General features: G+C 63.3%; 21 protein-coding genes. 13 read left to right on the forward strand and 8 right to left on the reverse strand.

Translation table 11 applies throughout. The features are described 5' to 3' along the window. Window positions 1-229: ATP-binding cassette domain-containing protein (locus BKY26_RS02995; RefSeq protein ID WP_131541751.1), on the reverse strand; the 229-nt coding region annotated here is incomplete at its 3' end. A 160-nt stretch (window positions 230-389) separates the two neighbouring features. Here BKY26_RS02995 and BKY26_RS03000 point away from each other — a divergent pair. After that, complete coding sequence (locus tag BKY26_RS03000; RefSeq protein ID WP_071688969.1) at window positions 390-1,385, forward strand: nuclear transport factor 2 family protein; 996 nt, start codon at window positions 390-392, stop codon at window positions 1,383-1,385. A 360-nt stretch (window positions 1,386-1,745) separates the two neighbouring features. Here BKY26_RS03000 and BKY26_RS03005 read toward each other — a convergent pair whose 3' ends face one another. Beyond that, window positions 1,746-3,392 (reverse strand): lysine--tRNA ligase, encoded by a 1,647-nt coding sequence (locus tag BKY26_RS03005; protein ID WP_071688970.1) that lies wholly within the window; start codon window positions 3,390-3,392, stop codon window positions 1,746-1,748. An 81-nt stretch (window positions 3,393-3,473) separates the two neighbouring features. Continuing rightward, window positions 3,474-4,367, reverse strand: a complete 894-nt coding sequence (locus BKY26_RS03010) for a LysR family transcriptional regulator (RefSeq protein WP_245764419.1) — start codon at window positions 4,365-4,367, stop codon at window positions 3,474-3,476. A 98-nt stretch (window positions 4,368-4,465) separates the two neighbouring features. Between BKY26_RS03010 and BKY26_RS03015 the strand changes: the two genes are divergently transcribed. Then, window positions 4,466-4,948 (forward strand): cupin domain-containing protein, encoded by a 483-nt coding sequence (locus BKY26_RS03015; protein WP_083431296.1) that lies wholly within the window; start codon window positions 4,466-4,468, stop codon window positions 4,946-4,948. A gap of 117 nt (window positions 4,949-5,065) precedes the next feature. Then, on the forward strand, window positions 5,066-5,485 hold the full coding sequence (locus BKY26_RS03020; RefSeq protein ID WP_071688922.1) for a tellurite resistance TerB family protein: 420 nt from the start codon (window positions 5,066-5,068) through the stop codon (window positions 5,483-5,485). Window positions 5,486-5,494: 9 nt separating this feature from the next. Here BKY26_RS03020 and BKY26_RS03025 read toward each other — a convergent pair whose 3' ends face one another. Beyond that, window positions 5,495-6,529 (reverse strand): DMT family transporter, encoded by a 1,035-nt coding sequence (locus tag BKY26_RS03025; RefSeq protein ID WP_071688923.1) that lies wholly within the window; start codon window positions 6,527-6,529, stop codon window positions 5,495-5,497. Window positions 6,530-6,638: 109 nt separating this feature from the next. Then, window positions 6,639-8,126, reverse strand: coding sequence for a D-alanyl-D-alanine carboxypeptidase/D-alanyl-D-alanine endopeptidase (dacB, locus tag BKY26_RS03030; protein ID WP_071688924.1), 1,488 nt, complete (start codon window positions 8,124-8,126; stop codon window positions 6,639-6,641). A 99-nt stretch (window positions 8,127-8,225) separates the two neighbouring features. On the opposite strand from dacB, the gene BKY26_RS03035 reads away from it, so the two are divergent. Next, window positions 8,226-9,074 (forward strand): DMT family transporter, encoded by an 849-nt coding sequence (locus tag BKY26_RS03035; RefSeq protein WP_227434904.1) that lies wholly within the window; start codon window positions 8,226-8,228, stop codon window positions 9,072-9,074. Here the strand turns inward: BKY26_RS03035 and BKY26_RS03040 are convergent. Further along, a complete protein-coding gene (locus tag BKY26_RS03040) occupies window positions 9,071-9,673 on the reverse strand; it encodes a nicotinate-nucleotide adenylyltransferase (protein ID WP_071688925.1) in 603 nt (200 codons plus the stop codon). The genes BKY26_RS03035 and BKY26_RS03040 overlap by 4 nt on opposite strands. 97 nt (window positions 9,674-9,770) lie before the next feature. On the opposite strand from BKY26_RS03040, the gene nthA reads away from it, so the two are divergent. The 8 genes from nthA to BKY26_RS03080 all read left to right on the forward strand — a co-directional run bounded on the left by nthA (window position 9,771) and on the right by BKY26_RS03080 (window position 16,316). Further along, the gene (nthA, locus tag BKY26_RS03045; RefSeq protein ID WP_071688926.1) at window positions 9,771-10,412 is read left to right on the forward strand and encodes a nitrile hydratase subunit alpha; all 642 of its coding nucleotides are present in this window, start codon (window positions 9,771-9,773) and stop codon (window positions 10,410-10,412) included. Further along, on the forward strand, window positions 10,412-11,065 hold the full coding sequence (gene nthB / locus BKY26_RS03050) for a nitrile hydratase subunit beta (protein ID WP_071688927.1): 654 nt from the start codon (window positions 10,412-10,414) through the stop codon (window positions 11,063-11,065). Before nthA ends, nthB begins: the two co-directional genes overlap by 1 nt. Further along, entirely contained in the window at window positions 11,052-11,405 is a 354-nt protein-coding gene (locus BKY26_RS03055; RefSeq protein WP_071688928.1) for a nitrile hydratase accessory protein, read from the forward strand. The genes nthB and BKY26_RS03055 overlap by 14 nt, the downstream gene beginning before the upstream one ends. 78 nt (window positions 11,406-11,483) lie before the next feature. Beyond that, window positions 11,484-12,356 carry a bifunctional helix-turn-helix transcriptional regulator/GNAT family N-acetyltransferase gene (locus BKY26_RS03060; RefSeq protein WP_071688929.1) on the forward strand — a complete coding sequence of 291 codons (873 nt, stop codon included), beginning with the start codon at window positions 11,484-11,486 and terminating at the stop codon, window positions 12,354-12,356. A 149-nt stretch (window positions 12,357-12,505) separates the two neighbouring features. Next, on the forward strand, window positions 12,506-14,161 hold the full coding sequence (ettA, locus tag BKY26_RS03065; protein ID WP_071688930.1) for an energy-dependent translational throttle protein EttA: 1,656 nt from the start codon (window positions 12,506-12,508) through the stop codon (window positions 14,159-14,161). Between the two features lie 522 nt (window positions 14,162-14,683). Next, complete coding sequence (locus BKY26_RS03070) at window positions 14,684-14,890, forward strand: cold-shock protein (RefSeq protein WP_071688931.1); 207 nt, start codon at window positions 14,684-14,686, stop codon at window positions 14,888-14,890. Window positions 14,891-15,020: 130 nt separating this feature from the next. After that, complete coding sequence (gene trxC, locus BKY26_RS03075; protein ID WP_071688932.1) at window positions 15,021-15,467, forward strand: thioredoxin TrxC; 447 nt, start codon at window positions 15,021-15,023, stop codon at window positions 15,465-15,467. Between the two features lie 345 nt (window positions 15,468-15,812). Next, window positions 15,813-16,316, forward strand: coding sequence for a histidine phosphatase family protein (locus tag BKY26_RS03080; RefSeq protein WP_071688933.1), 504 nt, complete (start codon window positions 15,813-15,815; stop codon window positions 16,314-16,316). Here the strand turns inward: BKY26_RS03080 and yciA are convergent. Next, window positions 16,313-16,708 carry an acyl-CoA thioester hydrolase YciA gene (yciA, locus tag BKY26_RS03085; RefSeq protein WP_071688934.1) on the reverse strand — a complete coding sequence of 132 codons (396 nt, stop codon included), beginning with the start codon at window positions 16,706-16,708 and terminating at the stop codon, window positions 16,313-16,315. The genes BKY26_RS03080 and yciA overlap by 4 nt on opposite strands. Window positions 16,709-16,826: 118 nt before the next feature. Between yciA and BKY26_RS03090 the strand changes: the two genes are divergently transcribed. Continuing rightward, window positions 16,827-17,351, forward strand: a complete 525-nt coding sequence (locus BKY26_RS03090) for a DUF4329 domain-containing protein (RefSeq protein ID WP_071688935.1) — start codon at window positions 16,827-16,829, stop codon at window positions 17,349-17,351. 37 nt (window positions 17,352-17,388) lie between these two features. On the opposite strand, the gene gcvP is transcribed toward BKY26_RS03090, so the two are convergent. Beyond that, window positions 17,389-20,238: an aminomethyl-transferring glycine dehydrogenase gene (gene gcvP / locus BKY26_RS03095; protein ID WP_071688936.1), complete on the reverse strand. Its 2,850-nt coding sequence runs from the start codon at window positions 20,236-20,238 to the stop codon at window positions 17,389-17,391. Between the last annotated feature and the right edge of the window lie 3 nt (window positions 20,239-20,241).

The raw sequence follows: 20,241 nt of genomic DNA on the forward strand, positions 1-20,241 counted from the left end.
CGTCCCGATCCTTGGGTTCAAGGTTGTTCACGACGGTGCCGCCGACGATGATCTCACCCTCGGTCGGATCTTCCAGCCCCGCGATCATCCGCATCGTGGTGGTCTTGCCGCAGCCCGAGGGGCCAAGGAGAACAAGAAACTCCTCGTCCGCGATGGTCAGGTCGAAGCTGTCGACACCGACGAAATTTCCCCAACGCTTGGAGATATTGCGCAACTGGATTTCGGCCATCTGGCTCCCCGCAAGAATGTTGCATACGTTTGCAAGAAGGCTAGACAAAGCTGCGGCAAGTTGGCAAGGATTTTTTGCAAACGTATGCAAAATAGCTCTGGCAACACCGTGCAGACTGGCCCAGACTGCACGGGAAATGCTTGAAAAACAGGCGGAGACAATGATGAGCTTCCAACAGGAAAAAGACCTTGTCCGCAGCTTCTACACGGCGCTCGATGCGGCGGGACCTAACGAATCGTCCGCCGTTCTGGCGCGGTTCTGCGCGCCTGACCTGATCTGGCGCGGGATGCATCCCTTCGACATCCTGACCGGACCCGATCAGGTGGCGGACCGGTTCTGGTCGCCGCTGAAGACGTCGCTCAAACGGTTGCAGCGGCGCATGGACGTGTTCATGGCCGGGCAGAATTCACTGACCGATGACGGCGCGGTCTGGGTCTGCTCGATGGGTCACCTGATGGGGCTTTTCGATGCGCCCTGGCTCGGCATCCCCCCAACCCGCAAGATCGCCATGCTGCGCTATGCGGCCTTCCACCGGGTGGAAAACGGCAAGATCGCGGAAACCGCCATGTTCTTCGACATTCCGGCGCTGATGATGCAGGCCGGGCTACAGCCCTTCCCGGCCCAGACCGGCGCGCAGCTGATTCAGCCCGGCCCCCTGCCCCATGACGCGCTGATGTTCGACCCGCAACCGCCCGCGGACGGCGCGAAAACGCTGGCCACGATCAACGCGATGATTTCCGATCTGGGGCAATGGCAATCCGGCCTGCCGCTGGAGGAGGAACTGGCGCGCACATGGGACGACGGCATGATCTGGTGGGGCCCCGCCGGGATCGGCGCGACCTACACGATCGAACGCTATGCCAAACAGCATTCCGGCCCCTTCCGGGCAGGCTTCGCGGACCGCAGCGGTACCGGCCATATCTGCCGCTTCGCCGAAGGCCACTATGGCGGCTTCTTCGGCTGGCCCAATTTCACCGCCCGGCCCACGGGCGGGTTCATGGGCATGCCGGCCACCGGAAAGTCGGGTGAATTCCGGGTGGTCGATATCTACCGCCGCCAGGGCGATAAACTGGCCGAGAACTGGGTGTTTATCGACCTGCTGCATTTCTGGAAAACGCAGGGGCTGGACGTTCTGGGACGAACGGTGGGACTCTGACGCCCCTTGCAAAGATGCCCATGGGAAAGGGGAACAAGACCCGCGCGCAGGATGTCATAAAGTGGCGGCCCCGGTGTTTCAAAAAGCATCTTCCCGGCCGCACCGACCTGCCCTTTCATCTTGGCCCAAATACCTCCGCCGGAGGCGTCCTTCCCCAGTCACCGGCACTGCCGCCCGACCCGACGTGACTCCGTCGCCACCCATCCGTGGCAACGCGGCCCGAGGAGGGCGCCAGAGGCGCCTGACGAGGGGCGCTCCCCGGTCGACGCCGACAGGCGGCGAAACCGCGTTTTGTCTGCACAAGGGGTGTATGGGGGGTGTACAGGGGGTGTACACATGGCACCCCCCTGTTTTCAGGTCTCAGCCCGCCAGCTTGCCATCCAGCGCATCGCGGATCAGCTGCTTGCTTTCCTCGATCCCGTAAAGCGCGATAAAGCCACCGAAACGGGGCCCCTGGGACGCGCCAAGGCAGACCTCGTAAAGCGCCTTGAACCAGTCGCGCAGCGGCTCGAATCCGTGGGTCTTGCCGATGGCGAACACGATGGATTGCAGGAACTCGTCGTCGTTCCAGTTTACCTCCGGCTGCGGATCGTCCCGGCCTGCCTCAGCGTTCTTTCTGGCAATGACATCAAGGGCTTTGTCGGCGTCCCCAAGGCAGACCAGCAGCTCCTCCATCGCGGCCTTTTCCTTGTCATCGGCAAGGCGGAAAGCGCGGGTGGGCTTCACGAAATCATTGTAATAGCGGATCGCGAAACCGGCGGCCTGATCGAGGTCCGGATTGGCCTCCGGGCTCGCCTCCGGCGCATAGCGCTGGATAAAGCCCCAGAGCTTCTCTTTCTCCTCTGCTCCTGACACACTGGCGAGGTTCAGCAGCATCGCAAACGGCACCACCATCGTACTGACCGGCACCTCGCCCGCGTGAATGTGATAAACGGGGTTTGCCAGTTTTTGATCAGCGTTTTGAGTGTGATAGGCGTTCAGCTGCTGGTGATACTCATCCACCGCCTTGGGGATCACGTCGAAGTAAAGCCGCTTCGCTGTCTTCGGCTTGAGATACATGAAGTAGCTCAGCGATTCCGTCGAGGCATAGGTCAGCCATTCGTCGATCGAAATCCCGTTGCCCGAGGATTTGGAAATCTTCTGCCCCTGATCATCAAGGAACAGTTCATAGGTGAAATGCTCCGGCGCGGGTTCGCCCAGGATCCGGCAGATCGCGTCATAGATCGGCGTGTTGGTCGAATGGTCCTTGCCATACATCTCGAAATCCACGCCAAGCGCCGCCCAACGGGCGCCGAAATCGGGCTTCCATTGCAGCTTCACATTGCCGCCGGTCACTGGCAGCGTCCATTCGCGGCCATCCTCGTCGTCAAAGGTGATCGTGCCATTCTCCGCATCCACATGTTTCATCGGCACATAGAGCACCCGCCCCGTTTCCGGGTGGATCGGCAGGAAGATCGAGTAGGTCTGCCGACGCTCCTCACGCAGACTTTTCAGCATCACCTTCATCAACGCGTCATAGCGTTCCGCCGCGCGCAGCAGGATCGTATCGAACTGGCCGGTGCGATAGAATTCGGTGGCCGAGTAGAATTCATACTCGAACCCGAACGTATCGAGGAACCGGCGCAGCATCGCGTTGTTGTGGTGGCCAAAGCTTTCATGTGTCCCGAACGGATCGGGCACCGAGGTCAGCGGCTTTTGCAGATGCTCTTTCAGCATCTCCTGATCGGGCACGTTCCCCGGCACTTTCCGCATCCCGTCCAGATCGTCGGAGAAGCAAATCAGCTTGGTGGGGATGTCCGAGATGACCTCAAACGCGTTGCGGATCATCGTGGTGCGCAGCACCTCGCCGAACGTCCCGATATGCGGCAGCCCCGAAGGCCCATAGCCGGTTTCGAACAGCACATAGCCCTTTTCCGGCGGCGACTTTTCATAGCGTTTGAGCACCCGGCGCGCTTCTTCGAAGGGCCATGCTTTCGAGCTCATTGCAACGTCGCGCAGATCAGACATTTCATTCTCCAGAACGGGCGGGTGGCGCACCATGCGCCAAAACCCGCCGCTTCCTAGGGCGGGCGGGGCGCGGGGTCAACATCAGCCCCCTTGAATCATGGCCTCTGCGACGATCCAATCATGAATTCCCGTCACTTCCGCGCTGGCCGCCAGCCCGTCGCGGCGGGTGATAAAATAGCCCCGCACCGACCGCGCAGACGGCCCGTCAAGCCGCACCATCGCGCCCGTATTCAGGAAACTGTCCAACAGGCCCGACCAGCACAGGCAGACCCCCTGCCCCGCCAAGGCCGCGTTGACCAACATGGCGTAGGAGTTGAAATCGAGCTGTCGCACGCCAACGGGCATTCTTTCGCCCGCCGCTTCGAACCAGCTTGGCCAGTCATGCCAGTGCTGGCGGGCGGATTCCATGGTCAGCAGGGTCAGTTTTGCCAGATCGGGCGGGCTGTCGTGTCGGGCCAGATAGTGGGGACTTGCGACCGGAAAGACCTCGTTTCCCAGAATCCGGCGGGCCAGAGGTTCCGCCTCGCTTGCCAGCCCATAGCGGATCGAAACATCGCCTGGCCGATCAGGATCACCATACTCCTGGCTCATGATCCTGATTGTGAGCTCCGGAAAGGCCGCCTCCAGTTCCGCCAGCTTCGGGATCAACCAGAATCCGACGAATCCCGACGGTCCGGTCACCGTCACCACCCGCTTGGCATTGCCCCTGCGGATCGTCTCGGCAGCGGCCTCGATCTGGCCGAACCCAGTTCGCAAGGCCCGCATCATCTCTCGCCCCTGTTGGGTCAAACGCGCGGGCTTATGACTGCGGTCGAACAGGCGGCAGCCCAGATCCTGCTCCAGCGCGGCGATCCTGCGCGACACGGCGGGTTGCGACACGTTCAGCTCGCGCGCGGCGCCGGTCAGTGTACCATGGCGCACTGCGGCGTAGAAAGCCGTCAGGCCGGAAAACGGGGGCAGACGTGATGACATCATAATCTCAACGTATATTTCTGATCATCTTTAGCGCATTGCGCAGCCAAGGGACAATCCGCAATCTACCTCCACCACACGGGCTAAGAAGGACACCCCCGATGACCCAGTTCGCCAGCGCAGCCGTAGAGTCCCTGACCGAAAGCGAAGAGGCCTTCGTAACCCATGCTCCCGCCGATAACAGCCCCTATCCGCCCTCTTGCGAGGCCTTCTCGATCCATGCGGATGACGTGGCACAAGAGGGCGGCGATCCCACTTACGGCACCGTGACCTGGCGCACCCTGATCAACGGCACCCCCGATGTGCCGCGTGAATTCGTTCTGGGTATCGCCGAGTTCGGTCCCCATGGCACCTTGCTGCAGCACCGCCACGATCCGGCAGAGTTCTATCTTGGCATCGACGGTTCGGGCGTCGTGACCATCGAGGGTGTTCCGCATGTCATCGCCGCGGGCGTGGCGATTTATGTGCCCGCCGGTGCGGAACATGGCGTGGTCGCGGGCCCCGAGGGTCTGCGCTTTACCTACGGATTCGCCGAAGGCAGCTTCGAATCCGTTCAGTATCGTTTCAGCGCCGCAAGCGCCTGAACGAGACACGCCGCCGCGCATACCGCATTCCCCGGCGCGGCGGCGTCACGTCCCCTTGCCCCCATGCGCGGCTGACCCTAGTCTCTGGCCGGTATCCGCATTTGAAGGCAAAGACCCGTGACCGAACAGCCCCCCCTTTCCCCGCAGGACGCGCTTGTCGCGCTGATGATCGCCGTTTCGGTATCGGATGAGAACATCCGCACATCGGAACTGGTCACGATTGAACGCATCGTTGATCATCTGCCGGTATTCGCAGAGTTCGACGCCGACCGGCTTGGGGTGGTCGCGCGGATCGTGTTTGACCTGATGGAAGAGGAAGACGGGCTCGATGCGCTGTTCGGACTGATCACCGATGCGCTGCCTGAACGCCTGTTCGAAACCGCCTATGCGCTCGCCTGTGACGTGGCTGCCGCGGATGGGCTGCTGCGCCAGACGGAATTGCAGATGCTGCAGGAAATCCGCTATCAGCTGAATATCGACCGCCTGCACGGAGCGGCCATCGAACGTGGTGCACGGGCACGGCACATGACGGTCTGATCCGGTCCGCTAGTCGTTTTCCACATCTTGCGTCACGGTCATGGGGGCGACCGGGTTGCCCGGTGCCACCGAGGACTCGGCCACCGGATGCGGGCTGAGCGTCGTGCGTGAGGAGCGAAGCTCCCGATACCCCAGGTAAAGGCCACTGGCGATGATCAGCGCCATGCCCGTCAGCGTTGCGGTACCAGGCACTTCCCCCCATAGCAGGTAAGCCATCACCGAAGCGATCGGCAGGTAGATATAGTCGAAGGGCGCCACAAGGCTGGCCGAGGTGACCATATAGGCGTGGGTCAGCAGGAAATACCCGATCAGCCCAACCGCCCCCATCAGCCCGAGCCGTCCCAGTTCCCAGCCTGTTGGCAGGACCCAGGTGAACTGCAAATGGGTGTGTTCCGCCGGGATCGGCACGATCGTGTTGGTCAGCCAGCCCACGGGCACGATCAGGAGCCCCGAAAAGACCAGCGTATAAAGCGCCGTGGTCAGCGTGGTTTCCCGGTCGCCGATGCGGCGGGCGAGGATCTGGGCAATGGCGTAGAACAGCGCGCAGGTCAGCGGCATCAAGGCGATCCAGCTAAAGGCGTCTCCCGTCGGGTTCATCGCGATCAGGACGCCAACGAATCCCACGATCAGCGCGCCCGTTCGGTGCGGGCCGATGGTTTCACCCAACCAGAGCGCTGCCAGAGCGGCAATGATCAGCGGGGCCGAGAAGAACAAGGTAGACACCTCGGCCAGCCCCATGAAGGGAAACGCGCCATAGAAGGCGGCAAAGCCGGTGGCCAGCAGAAAGGCGCGCAAGAGATGCAGCCGCCATAACGGCGTGAACAACCGGTGCGCCCCCCTCAACCACAGGATCATCGGCACCATCACCAGCACCGCCATGACCCCGCGCGTGACGATCAACTGCCAGACGCTGTAATCCTCCAGCAGCGATTTCATCATCCCGTCCATCGCAACGAAAAAGAACATCCCCAGCACAACGCTGGAAATGCCCTCGATCGCGCGCGGAGCAGCGACCCCGGTTGCTGGCTGTGTGGCGTCTGACACGCGGATTATCCAATCTTTTTAGCAGTCGTCCGGCCACAAATCCCGGCGCGAACGTCCGTCCAGTCAAAGTCGGAAAACGTCCCCTGTCGCGCCTGTTTGCGACCAAGCGTCAGGTCCGGTCATGCACCAGTGCCCATCTCTGGATCAGCTCCTGCTGCAAGCGCTTGGCGCGGCTGTTGTAGCCGCGGGCCCCGGGCGGGCGTTCTTCCTGTGACGGATCGAAGGTGGTGCGCCGGGGCAGATCGCCGCAAAAGACGGCAAAGGCCAGATCGCGGCCCGATGGCGCCCGGACGAAGCCCGCGAGGGTCGAAACGAAGTAGAGCGTGCCGGTCTTGGCCACAACCTGCACCGGGTGATCGGGAATAGGAGCGCCCTGATCGTCGAGGATCGGAATATCCCTCATCAGCCGGCGCAGACCGCCATTCGGCCCGGTGCCAACCAGAGCGCGCACCATTTCGCGGGTGCTGATCCGGCTGTCTTCGCTCAACCCCGAATGATCGAGCAAGTTCTGGCGCCGGACGCCGAACCGGTCCTGCATCCAGCGGCCCATTTCATCGGCGGACTGTTCCAGCCCTTGCGGTTGAACCCCGCCTGCCTGCGTGGCCATCAGGCCCGCAACTTCTGCCGTCAGGTTGGTGGACCACCGCATCATGCCGCGCAGGATGTCTTCCAGCGGCTCCGATACATGTTCGGCCATGACAAGCGCGCCCTCGGGCGGGGCCTCACCCGGTACTGCCGTTTCCAGCACAATGCCGCGCGACCGGGCCAGCACCTGGAACACCTCGGCGGCATAAAGATGCGGGCGGCGGACGGGCAGCCAGCGGGCGCCGTTCTGGCCAAGCGCACCGCGCGCAACGCTCCATTCCTCGCGGTCTTCCGTGGCCTCGTATTCATAGACCGGCGCGGACCGGTCCACGACCTGCATCCGCGCAACCGAGACCGGAGGGCGCACCGACTCCGACCGGGCATCCATGGAAACGGAATAGCCCTCGGCCCCGCGCTGCCATTCGAAATGCACCCGGTTGAAGTTCAGGTTCAGCCCTGAGATGGCGGGGTTATAGCCCACGTGACCTGGCTGATCGGGGTCGATGGCGGTCACATGGGGAATCGCGCCAGAGGCCACGCGGAACGCCCCCGTCACCTCGCGCAGACCGGCATCGGCCAGATCGCGCGCCATGGCATTGAGCGCATCGGTATCGAGCAGCGGATCGGCCCCGCCAACCAGCCACAAATCACCCTCCAGCCGCCCGTTCGACAGGCTGCCATCGGCAATCAGCCGCGTGCGGAACCGATAGCCGGGCCCGAGCCTGTCCAGCGCATAGGCGGCTGTCATCGCCTTGGTGACAGAGGCGGGCGGCAGACCCAGAAGCGGGCTGACCGCCTCCAGCACCTCGCCGGTATTGGCATCGGCCACGACGCAGGACACAGCGCCACCCAGATCGGCCCTTGCGATCAGCTCCGCGGCGCTTGGAAGGGTGCGCAGCTCGAACCCGTCGGGGCGGCGCAGCGGAATGCGGGATACCTCGGGCGGCAAGGCGAACGCGCCCTGCGCAAGGCTGGCGAAGGTGCCGGCCAGGAATGCGCGTCTCGAAACCATAATGCTCAAATGCTCTTTTCCGTCCGACGCCTACTAAACCGCAGGCAGGCCCGTCACTCAAGCCTTTCGGTGGTCGGAATTTGCCCCTATCACGCGAACATGACCCAACCGCTGTTCCGTGCCTTGCCGCTCATGATCGTGGCCATGTTCCTGATCCCGCTTGGCGACAGCGCCGGACGGCTGCTTGGGGCGTTTCACGGGGTAAACCCGTTCTTCACGGCGTGGAGCCGCTTCGCCCTCGGCTTCCTGCTGCTCGCCCCGTTCGCCTTTTCGCTTTCCGCAATGCGCCTGCTGACCGATTGGCGTATCTGGCTGCGCGCCGCGTTCCTGATCTGCGGCATCACCAGCATCCTGACCGCCCTGAGAACCGAGCCGATTGCCAATGTCTTCGGCGCCTTCTTCATCGGCCCGATCCTGAGCTATTTCCTGTCGGCCCTGTTCCTGCGCGAGCCGATCACGCTGATGCGCACGGCGCTGTTGCTGGCGGGGTTCTATGGTGTCGTCATGGTGGTCGATCCGCGCTTCGGCCTGTCCCCCGGTCTGGGCTTTGCGCTGCTGGCCGGGTGTTTCTACGGGGCCTACCTGACTGCCTCCCGCTGGCTGACAGATGTCGGGCGTCCGCGCCAGATACTGATCACCCAACTGCTGATCGGGGCCGTGGTGCTGCTGCCCGTCGGGCTCTACCACTGGCCCCCGATGTCCGGGGAGATTGCTGCCTTTACCACCGTTTCCGCCCTCGGGTCGGCGCTTGGCAACCTGCTTTTGATCGTGGCGCTTGGCATGGCGCCTGCATCGCGTCTGGCCCCATTCGTCTATATCCAGCTGGTCGCCGCAACGCTTTGGGGCCTGCTCATTTTCGCGGAAGTCCCGCAGGAGCGCGCCCTTCAGGGGCTGGCGTTGATCCTCGCCTCGGGGCTTGCCACGTTGTTTCTGAGGGAACGGCGCTAGCGCGTCCAGTCGCCCCGCGCGCGGATCTCGGTGGACGAGATATCGACCATCGGCACATTGAGGAAACACCAGGCTGGCGTATCGCGATGCGCAAGCCCTTTGGCCCCGGCGGCGGGCACCTTGAACCGGCGATAGATCTGCGCGGCCTTGGCGGTACGCGCCGAAATCCGCTGACCGGGCCGGGCCAGAACGCCCACGGGGATGTTCTGCATGATCCAGTCCCATCTCTGCCAGCGATGCAGGCTGGCGAGGTTGTCTGCCCCCATCAGCCAGACGAACCGCACACAGGGATAGAGCCGAAACAGCCCCTCCAGCGTTTCGGCGGTGTAACGTGTGCCAAGATGCGCCTCGATATCCGTGGCCTCGATGCGCGGATGCTGGATCAGCGCGCGCGCCACCGCCATTCGCTTGTCCAGCGGTGCGGGGCCTTCCGATTTCAGCGGGTTGCCGGGGCTGACCAGCCACCACACCCTGTCCAGCCCGAAGCGCTTCAACGCCTCGCGGCTGACATGCACATGACCCTCATGCGGGGGATCGAACGATCCTCCGAACAGGCCCACGGTCATGCCGGGGCGGACATATGGCAATCCCGCGCGCATGGGCGCCTTTGTTGCGGCCCGCGCGCCTGCTGTCCAGAGGTCAGATGTTGACACGCCCGTATTCCTGCCTTTCCCTGCCCGGTGAAGGAGCCAGCCCATGTCCACATTCGACAGCAAACACGCCGCCCATCTGCACCGCCATATCCATTCGCATCTGCCAAGCGACCCGGCGCTGCGGGTGAAGGCGCTGGAAAGCCTTGCGGTGGAAAAGGGGCTGATCGCGTCCGAGACCGTCGATGCCTGGGTCGAGGCCTATTCCGAACATATCGGCCCGATGCGCGGGGCGAAGGTGGTGGCGCGGGCCTGGGTCGATCCCGGTTTCAAGGCGCGGCTGCTGGCGGACGCCACCGAGGCAATCAAGGAATTCGGGTTCGAGGGCAATGCAACCGGCCACCTGAAGGCCGTCGAGAATACCGACACGCAACACAACATGGTCGTCTGTACGCTCTGCTCCTGCTACCCGTTCTCGATCCTCGGCATGTCGCCCGCCTGGTACAAATCCGCCGCCTACCGCGCCCGCGCCGTCCGCGAACCGCGCGCCGTGCTGGCCGAGTTTGGCGTTGACCTGCCCGAGGACGTGGCCGTCCGAGTGTGGGACAGCACCGCCGAACTGCGCTACCTCGTGGTGCCGAAGCGCCCCGCCGGGACCGAAGATTGGGACGAAGAGCGTTTGGCCGGGATCGTCACCCGGAATTCGATGATCGGCACGGACCGCGACCTGTCTGCGGGGTCCGTGTGATGGATGGCATTCACGATCTAGGTGGCAAAGAGGGCTATGGCCCGATTCCGGTTTCGGAAGGCGACGCGCCTTTCACCCATGACTGGGAACAGCGCATGTGGGGGCTGGCGCGCGAGGGCATCTGCCCGTCGATGACCATCGACTGGTTCCGGCATGGGCTGGAACTGATGGTGCCGGGCGACTACCTGACCTTCTCCTATTTCCAGAAATGGGCCACGAATTACCTCATGCTCATGGTCGATGCGGGCCAGATCACGCTGGCGGAGCTTGAACGCGGCTACGTTCTGGAACCGGCCGACCCCGCCAAGGCCAAGACCGTCGATCAGGTTGTCGAACAGGTCCGCCGCGCCTGCACCGATTTCTCTGTCCCCGAAGACGCCCCGGCGCATTTTGCCGTAGGCGACACCGTTCGCACCCTTCGCCAGATCAATCACAATCACACCCGCCTTCCCGCCTATGCCCGCGATTGCGTGGGCGAGGTGATCGCCCATCATGGCTGCCACCTTTTCCCCGACGAGGGCGCCCATAACCGCCATGTCGGACAGCATCTTTATACCGTCAGCTTCTCGGCGCAGGAGCTCTGGGGCGATGACGCCAACCCCCGCGACACGGTCACGCTGGAGCTGTGGGAGAGCTACCTTGTTCCGGCCTGAAAACCCGCTCGCCCCCCGCGATCCGGTCTTTGACGAGGCCTGGCAGGCGCAGGTGCTGGCGATTGCCGACACCATGGTGCAGGCAGGCCGGTTCAGTGCCACGGCCTGGGCCGAAACGCTCGGGGCGGAATTGCGTGCGGCAGAGGCGGCGGGCAAGCCCGACACGACCCGAACCTATTACGAGGCGGCCCTCGCTGCGCTGGAACGCCTGACGACAGAGGCTACCGAGATCACCGGCACGGACCTCAGCGAACGCAAGGCCACCTGGACCCGCGCCTATGAACGCACGCCGCACGGCCAGCCGGTTTTGCTGGAACGCGGGCGCGACGGGCAAAGCTGAATCGCCAACTGATTGGGCTGGGAGTAGCTTGGAGCGTTTCTGCTTGTCAGGCGATTTTATCTGACTTAAGTCAGATAAATGACCGATGACATCCAACGCATCCGCCGTTTCAATCGCGCCGTGACCTCCGAGGTGGGCGCGCTCGACACGTCTTTTCTCGGCCTGGGCCGCCCGCTTGGCTCGGCGCGCGTGCTGAACGCCATCGGCCATGGATTGCAGGAGGTCGGGGTCATCCGTGACTATCTCGGGCTCGATTCCGGGCTGATGAGCCGCCTTCTGCGCGGGTTGGAGTCTGAGGGGATGATCACCACAGGCCCCAGCCCGGATGACAGCCGCCGCCGCATCGCGCAGCTGACCGATGAGGGCCGCGCCGCCTTCACGGAATATGAGCGGCTTTCGAATGACCAGGCGCGCGCCATCCTCGCCCGCCACCCGCGCCCACAGGCAATTCTGGACGCGATGGACCTGATTGCCACGGCGCTCGGGCAGGACCGTATCGAGATCATCGAGATCGACCCGCGCGAGCCCGAAGCGATCCATTGCCTGACGCAGTATTACCGGGAGCTTGAACGCCGATTCGCCACCGGCTTCGACGTGAACCTGTCACGTGATCCGGAGGCCACCGACATGATCCGCCCGCGCGGGGTGTTCCTGCTGGCCATGTCCGACGCGTTGCCGATTGGCTGCGTAGGGTTGAAGGGCGGCGACGGACCGGTGGCCGAGATCAAACGGCTTTGGGTCTCACCCGCCGCGCGGGGGCTGAAGCTGGCGACCCGGCTGATGACACGGGCAGAGGACGCCGCACGCCGTCTTGGCATCCACACTCTGCGGCTCGACACCAACTCCGCCCTGCCCGAAGCGGCGGCCCTGTATCGCAAGACCGGCTGGCGAGAGATCGACCGGTTCAACGACGACCCCTACCCGGACATGTTCTTCGAAAAGACCCTCTGATCCTTTCATCTTGGCAGAAATACCTCGGGGGGTCCGGGGGGCTGGCCCCCCGAAAAGGGGTGGGCGGGCGGGCCCGACCTCCCCCGCCCATTGCCCCGACCGCTCCCCTTGTCTATGTGAGGGATCAACGCGAATGCATGAGGGTTCCTATGGCTTCCTACCAGTATGTTTATCACATGGACGGGGTCTCCAAGACCTATCCCGGCGGCAAGAAATGCTTTGAGAATATCCGGCTGAGCTTCCTGCCCGGCGTCAAGATCGGTGTCGTGGGCGTCAACGGCGCCGGCAAATCCACGCTGATGAAGATCATGGCCGGGATCGACAAGGATTTCACCGGCGAGGCTTGGGCCGCCGAGGGCGCCAAGGTGGGCTACCTCCCGCAGGAGCCGCAGCTGGATGAAACCATCTCGGTGCGCGATAACGTCATGCTGGGTGTGGCCGAGAAGAAAGCCAAGCTCGACCGGTTCAACGAGCTTGCGATGAACTATTCCGACGAGACCGCCGACGAAATGGCGGCCCTGCAGGACGAGATCGACGCGAACAACCTGTGGGATCTCGACAGCCAGATCGACGTCGCGATGGAGGCCCTGCGCTGCCCCCCCGATGATGCGATGCCCGCGAACCTGTCTGGCGGGGAACGCCGCCGTGTGGCGCTGTGCAAGCTGCTGCTGGAAGCGCCCGACATGCTGCTGCTCGACGAACCGACCAACCACCTGGACGCGGAAACCATCGCCTGGCTGCAACAGCACCTTATCGACTACAAGGGCACGATCCTGATCGTCACCCACGACCGGTACTTCCTCGACGATATCACCGGCTGGATTCTGGAACTCGACCGCGGCCGCGGCATCCCCTACGAGGGCAACTACTCCGCCTGGCTGGAACAGAAGGCCAAACGGCTGGCGCAGGAAGCGCGCGAGGACAAGTCGCGCCAAAAGACGCTGGAACGCGAACTGGACTGGATCCGGCAGGGCGCCAAGGCGCGTCAGGCCAAGCAGAAGGCCCGGATCAACGCCTATAACGATCTGGCCAGCCAGTCCGAGCGCGAAAAGATCACCCGCGCGCAGATCGTTATTCCGAACGGGCCCCGCCTTGGCAGCAAGGTGATCGAGGTCGAGGGGCTGCAAAAGGCCTATGGCGACAAGCTTCTGGTCGAGGACCTGTCCTTCGCCCTGCCGCCCGGTGGCATCGTCGGCGTGATCGGCCCCAACGGCGCCGGTAAATCGACCCTCTTCCGCATGCTGACCGGGCAGGAACAACCCGATGCCGGCACCGTGGACTATGGCGACACCGTCAAGCTGTCCTATGTGGACCAGTCCCGCGACGCGCTCGACGCCAATGCCACGGTGTGGGAAGAGATCTCGGGCGGAGCCGAGATCATCGAACTGGGGGACGCGCAGGTCAATTCACGGGCCTATTGCTCGTCCTTCAACTTCAAGGGCGGCGACCAGCAGAAGAAGGTCGGGCTTCTGTCGGGCGGGGAACGCAACCGCGTCCACATGGCGAAGCTGCTGAAAGAGGGCGGCAACGTCCTGCTGCTCGACGAACCGACCAACGATCTGGACGTGGAAACCCTGCGGGCGCTGGAAGACGCGCTGGAAGATTTTGCAGGCTGCGCCGTGATCATCTCGCACGACCGCTTCTTCCTCGACCGTCTGTGTACCCACATCCTGGCCTTCGAGGGCGAAGCCCATGTGGAATGGTTCGAGGGCAACTTCGAGGCCTATGAGGAAGACAAGAAACGCCGCCTCGGCCCGGACGCGCTGGAGCCCAAGCGGGTGAAGTACAAGAAATTCGTGAGGTAGTCGCCGGTATTGCCAAATGCGTGGCAAGAACCCATTGCCACGCCGACCGCGAGATGTCTTGAGCATCTACCTCAAAACGAAAAACAGGGGGCGCTATGGCATCGCCCCCTGTTTCTCTCCCGACTGCCGAAGGCGCTTCCCGCGCGTTCCGTGAGTCCGCGCGCAGGGGCAACCCGTTCCGATCAAGACGCGCCCACGTGGGGGCAGATGCGCGACCCGCTTCCGATCGGATCACCCGCCTCATGCTCGGAATATCACCAACCTAGCCGCCCCGACCCCACCCGCGAAGATGTGCAGGCGTATGGCGTACTATCCATTCGTATAGGTCCGGTCGTCGCGCCTCTCGGGTCATGGATAGACGATTATCCTTGCATTTTGCTCCGCCTGCCCCCATATGCGCGGTGCGACCGTTACCGCATTTCGACCTCTGTCTCCCTAAACGGCTTCAGTCTCGACCTGCTACCGACTGACGCCAGAGTTGCCGCATACTGCGGGCGACGTTTAATCTAGGAGACCACGGATATGGCCACTGGCACCGTGAAATGGTTCAACACCACCAAAGGCTTCGGCTTCATCGCACCCGAAACGGGCGGCAAGGACGTTTTCGTCCACATCTCCGCCGTGGAACGGGCTGGCCTGACCGGCCTCGCCGACAACCAGAAAGTGACCTACGATCTGGAAGCTGGCCGTGACGGCCGCGAAAGCGCGACCAATATCGCCCTGGCTTGATCGGCCACACGCGACAGAATTCCTGAACGGGGCGCGGCGCAGGCTGCGCCCCTTCTTCTTTGGTTAAGGCCCCTTGCATCGCAGGCCACACTGCCCATTTATTGTCTGTGTCAATCAAATGGAGAGTCCCATGTCCGCTGCCGCCAAACTCACCTGCCTCGATTGCGGGGCTGTCAACAGGGTGCCGACCGACAAATTGACCTCGGGCCCGAAATGTGGGGTCTGCGGGGCGAAACTGGTGGATGGCAAGGTCAAGGCGCTGGACCCGGCAACGCTGGCCAAGGCCAGCAAGACCGACCAACTGCCGCTGCTGGTGGATTTCTGGGCGCCGTGGTGCGGACCCTGCCGGATGATGGCCCCGCAATTTGAGCAGGCGGCGCGGTCGCTTGCCCCTCATGCCCGCTTCGCCAAGATCGACACACAGGATTTCCCGCAGGTCAGCCAGAAATTCGGCATCCGGGGCATTCCGCTTTTGATCCTCTTTCAGAACGGCCGGGAAATCGGGCGTCTCAGCGGGGCGCGACCAGCGGCTGATATCGAGGCGTTCGTGCGAAGCCATGCGAAGGTCAGCGCCTGAAACACGCCCGCGCCGATTTCTTTTGAACCTTCCGCCGGGCGGCGGCGACCCATGCATATACGCAAGATCACACCGCCCGAAAGGATCGTCCCATGCCCGCCCCGTCCCGCCAGAACGGCCCCTCCCACCGGACCAATGGCCAAAAGGGCACGAAGCGCCCCACGGGGTTCCGCTTTACCGATTGGGCGATGATCTGAGTTGTCCCTGCCTGTTGTTGACTGTACCCCCGGAAGATCCCCGTCTTCCGGGGGTTTTTCCGTCAAAATGCCTGAAAACGAAGCGGCATTTTGAAAGCTTTCCCATCCATGCTACTTTCGATCCCCAATACGAAACGGGGGGAAAGATATGCTTGCAATCAGCAGACGTGGTTTATTGTTCACCGCACTCGGAGCGGCGGCGGCTTGTTCACCGCTCTCGCGCGTCACAGGCCATAGTCTGGCGCCGAACAGCCGTCTGATCATCTACAGACATGCCGATCGGGTCGACGAGAACCTGACACCGCAGGGGATCGTCCGCGCAGCAGCCTTCGCCGATGCCCTGGAGAGCGTGGAAATTGACGCAATCTACAGCCCCGGCATTCAGCGCAATCTTGATACGGCCGAACCCCTGGCGCGTGCCAAAGGCCTTGAAATCACGCGCGTTTCCGTGGATCAGATCGCCCGGCGCATTGCCCGACTGTCTGCGGGCCGAAGCGTCGTCTGGGTCGGCAACAGTGGCAATCTGCGCGACATCTGGGAAACGCTAGACCTGGAAGGGCCACCGCCCGTGGAATATGGCGACCTGTTTATCGTCACGACCGATGCATCGGGCGCGGTGCAGATCGACCGCCGACGGGTCGAGATCCTCTAGGTCTCGGACGCGGGCACCGGCCTTGGCCTGCCCTCTTCGTCAATGGCAACGAAGGTAAAGAGCGCCTCGGTCACCTTTTCGCGTTCACCAACCGCGCCGCGTTTGACCCAGGCTTCGACCTCGATCCCCATCGAGGTGCGACCCACACGCCCGATCCGCGTATAGACGCACAGCACATCGCCCACGGCAACGGGGCGGATGAACTTCATCGCATCGACGGCCACCGTGGTACAGCGCCCGCGCGCACGTTCGCGGGCGAGGATACCGCAAGCGATATCCATCTGGCTCAGCACCCATCCGCCGAAGATATCGCCATTGCCGTTCATGTCGGCGGGCATCGCCACCGTACGCAGGGTCAGGTCGCCCTGGGGCTCTGTTCTCTGGTCGCTCATCTCGCCTGCCTTTCCTCAGCCATTGTCAGAGTGGCACCGGAGCCGGGGACAAACAAGGCTGGCATCACGCCCCGGCTGCCCCTATCTTTTCATGAGATTGAGAGAATTGGAGTCCCCCATGCGCCTCATTTCCGCGCTTCTAGCCCTCGCCCTGACCGTCCCCGCCGCACAGGCGCAAAGCGTCGAGGAGACAGAGCTGGTCCATGCCCTTTTGCGCAACATGAACCCCCAGTCGATCACCCATAACCGCGAGGTCTGCGGCTATATCGTGCGCACGCCCTCGGGGCAGCTGGATGTCAGCAAGGTCAGTTGGGGGGGCGAAGCGTCTTGTGGGATGATCCCGGTCGAGCCGGGATTTCAGATCATTTCGTCCTGGCACACCCATGCGGCCTGGGCACCCGGTTATGACGGCGAGGTTCCCTCAACCATCGACGTGGAAGGGGACATGGCCCGTGGCGTGAATGGTTGGGTGGCGACACCCGGCGGGCGGCTGTGGTTCATCAACGGACAGACCGGGTTCATGTATCAGGTCTGCGGGCGGGGTTGCCTGCCGTCCGATCCCGGTTTCTACCCGGAAGAACACGGACCCGTTGAAAAGCAATACACGCTGGCACAGCTGCGCCGCCGCTTCAACGCCCGCTAACGAAAAAGGCGCCGGGGGTGCCGGCGCCTTCCTTGCTTCACTCTGCCGCGTCCAGATACTCCTCCAGCGGCGGGCAGGTGCAGACCAGATGCCGGTCGCCATAGGCATTGTCCACCCGCCCCACCGGCGGCCAGTACTTATCCACCCGGAAGCTGCCCGGCGGGAAACAGCCCTGTTCGCGGCTATAGGGCCGGTCCCAGTCCCCGATCAGCGCATTCACCGTGTGCGGCGCGTGCTTGAGCGGGTTGTTCTCGGCATCCATCTCGCCCTTCTCGATGGCCGCGATTTCATCACGGATAGAGAGCATGGCGGTGATGAACCGGTCCAGTTCCGCCTTGGTTTCCGACTCCGTCGGTTCCACCATCAGCGTGCCCGCCACCGGCCAGCTCATGGTCGGCGCGTGGAAGCCGTTGTCGATCAGGCGTTTGGCGATGTCATCCACGGTCACATGGGCGCTGTCCGCGAAGGGGCGGGTGTCGAGGATGCATTCATGCGCGATGCGCCCCCCCTTGCCTTTGAAGAGCACGTCATAGGACCCTTCCAGCCGCTTGGCGATGTAGTTGGCGTTGAGGATCGCCACCTTGGTCGCCTGCGTCAGCCCCTCGCCGCCCATCATCAGGATATAGGCCCAGGAAATCGGCAGGATCGAGGCCGAGCCGAGCGGAGCCGCCGAAACCGGCCCTTGTTCCCCCCCGGTTTCCGGGTGGCCCGGCAGATGCGGGGCCAGATGCGCCTTGACGCCGATGGGACCCATGCCGGGGCCACCGCCGCCATGCGGAATGCAGAAGGTCTTGTGCAGGTTCAGGTGGCTGACGTCACCGCCGATATCGCCGGGACGCACCAGACCCACCATGGCGTTCATGTTGGCCCCGTCGATATAGACCTGGCCGCCATGGTCATGAGTGATCTGGCAGACCTCGCGCACCGTTTCCTCGAACACGCCATGGGTCGAGGGATAGGTGATCATGCAGGCCGCCAGCTTGTCGCCCGCCGCCTCGGCCTTTGCGCGGAAATCCTCCACGTCGATATCGCCGTTTTCTGCCGACTTCACCACCACGACCTTCATATCGCACATATGCGCCGAGGCAGGGTTGGTGCCGTGGGCCGATACCGGGATCAGGCAGATATTGCGATCTCCCTGCCCGTTGGCACGGTGATAGGCCTGAATTGTCAGCAGACCCGCATATTCGCCCTGCGCGCCCGAGTTCGGCTGCAGGCTCATCGCGTCATAGCCGGTGATCTGGCACAGCTGATCGGACAGATCCTTGGCCAGTTCCGCATAGCCTTCAGCCTGATCCGCCGGGGCAAAGGGGTGCATGTTGGAAAACTCGGGCCAGGTGATCGGCATCATTTCGGCCGCGGCGTTGAGTTTCATGGTGCACGACCCGAGCGGGATCATCGCGCGATCGAGCGCCAGATCCCGGTCCGCCAGACGACGCATGTAGCGCATCATCTCGGTTTCTGCCCGGTTGAGGTGGAAGATCGGATGAGTCAGATAGTCCGACTGGCGCAGCAGAGCGTCCGGGATGCGGTATTCCGCCGTTAGACCCGCCTTTCGGTCATGGATACCGAAGGCGCGCCACAGACGTTCGACGGTTTCGGGCCGCGTGGTTTCGTCCAGCGAGATCCCGATCCGCGTCCCACCAATCTTGCGCACATTGATCCGCTCGCGCCGGGCGGCGTCGATGATCGCGCCCTGTAACGGGCCCACATCCACGGTGATCGTGTCGAAGAAGCTCTCAGGCTCGACCTTGAAGCCCTTTTCCTCCAGCCCCCGCGCCACGCGCACGGTCTTGCGATGCACCCGCTGCGCGATGGCCTTCAACCCCTCCGGCCCATGGAACACGGCGTAGAAGCTGGCGATATTGGCCAGCAGCGCCTGTGCGGTGCAGACGTTCGAGGTGGCCTTTTCGCGGCGGATATGCTGTTCGCGGGTTTGCAGCGACAGGCGATAGGCGGGGTTGCCCTGCGCGTCGATGGACACACCGACAATCCGGCCCGGCATGTTGCGCTTGTAGGCGTCCTTGCAGGCCATATAGGCCGCCGAGGGGCCGCCAAAGCCCATGGGCACGCCAAAGCGCTGCGTCGATCCCACGGCGATATCCGCGCCCATGGCGCCCGGCTCCTTCAGCACGGTCAGCGCCAGCGGATCGGCGATGACGATGCCGATGGCCTTGGCTTCGTGCAGGCGGGCAATCTCGTCGGTGAAGTCGCGCACATGGCCATAGGTGCCCGGATACTGGAACACCGCGCCGAAGACGGCGTCAGGGTCCAGATCGTCGGGGCAACCCACGATGATCTCGATGCCAAGCGGTGCGGCCCGGGTCTGCATCACCGCGATGTTCTGCGGGTGGCAGTTTTCATCGACGAAGAAGCCCGTCGCCTTCGATTTCGACACGCGCTGCGCCATGGTCATGGCCTCTGCCGCCGCCGTTGCCTCATCCAGCAGCGAAGCATTGGCGATATCCAGACCGGTGAGGTCGGTCACCATGGTCTGGTAGTTCAGCAACGCCTCAAGACGCCCCTGAGAAATCTCGGGCTGATAGGGCGTATAAGCCGTATACCAGGCCGGGTTTTCCAGAATGTTGCGCTGGATCGCGGGCGGGCAGACAGTGCCGTAAAAGCCCTGCCCGATCATGGTGGAGAAGACCTTGTTCTTCTTGGCCACCTGCCGCATGTGGTAAAGCAACTGCCGTTCCGACATCGGCTTGCCGAAATCGAGCGGCTTGTCCTGGCGCAGGCTGGCCGGAACGGTCTGTTCGATCAGCTCGTCCAGATCCTTCACCCCCAGCACCTCGAACATCTCCGCCATCTCCGAGGGCGAAGGGCCGATGTGGCGGCGGTTGGCGAAGTCGTAGGGTTTGTAATCCGTGGGGGTGAAGGCCATCTG

The sequence above is a fragment of the Nioella sediminis genome, assembly GCF_001879695.1.
GTDB classification, from domain to species: Bacteria; Pseudomonadota; Alphaproteobacteria; order Rhodobacterales; family Rhodobacteraceae; genus Nioella; species Nioella sediminis.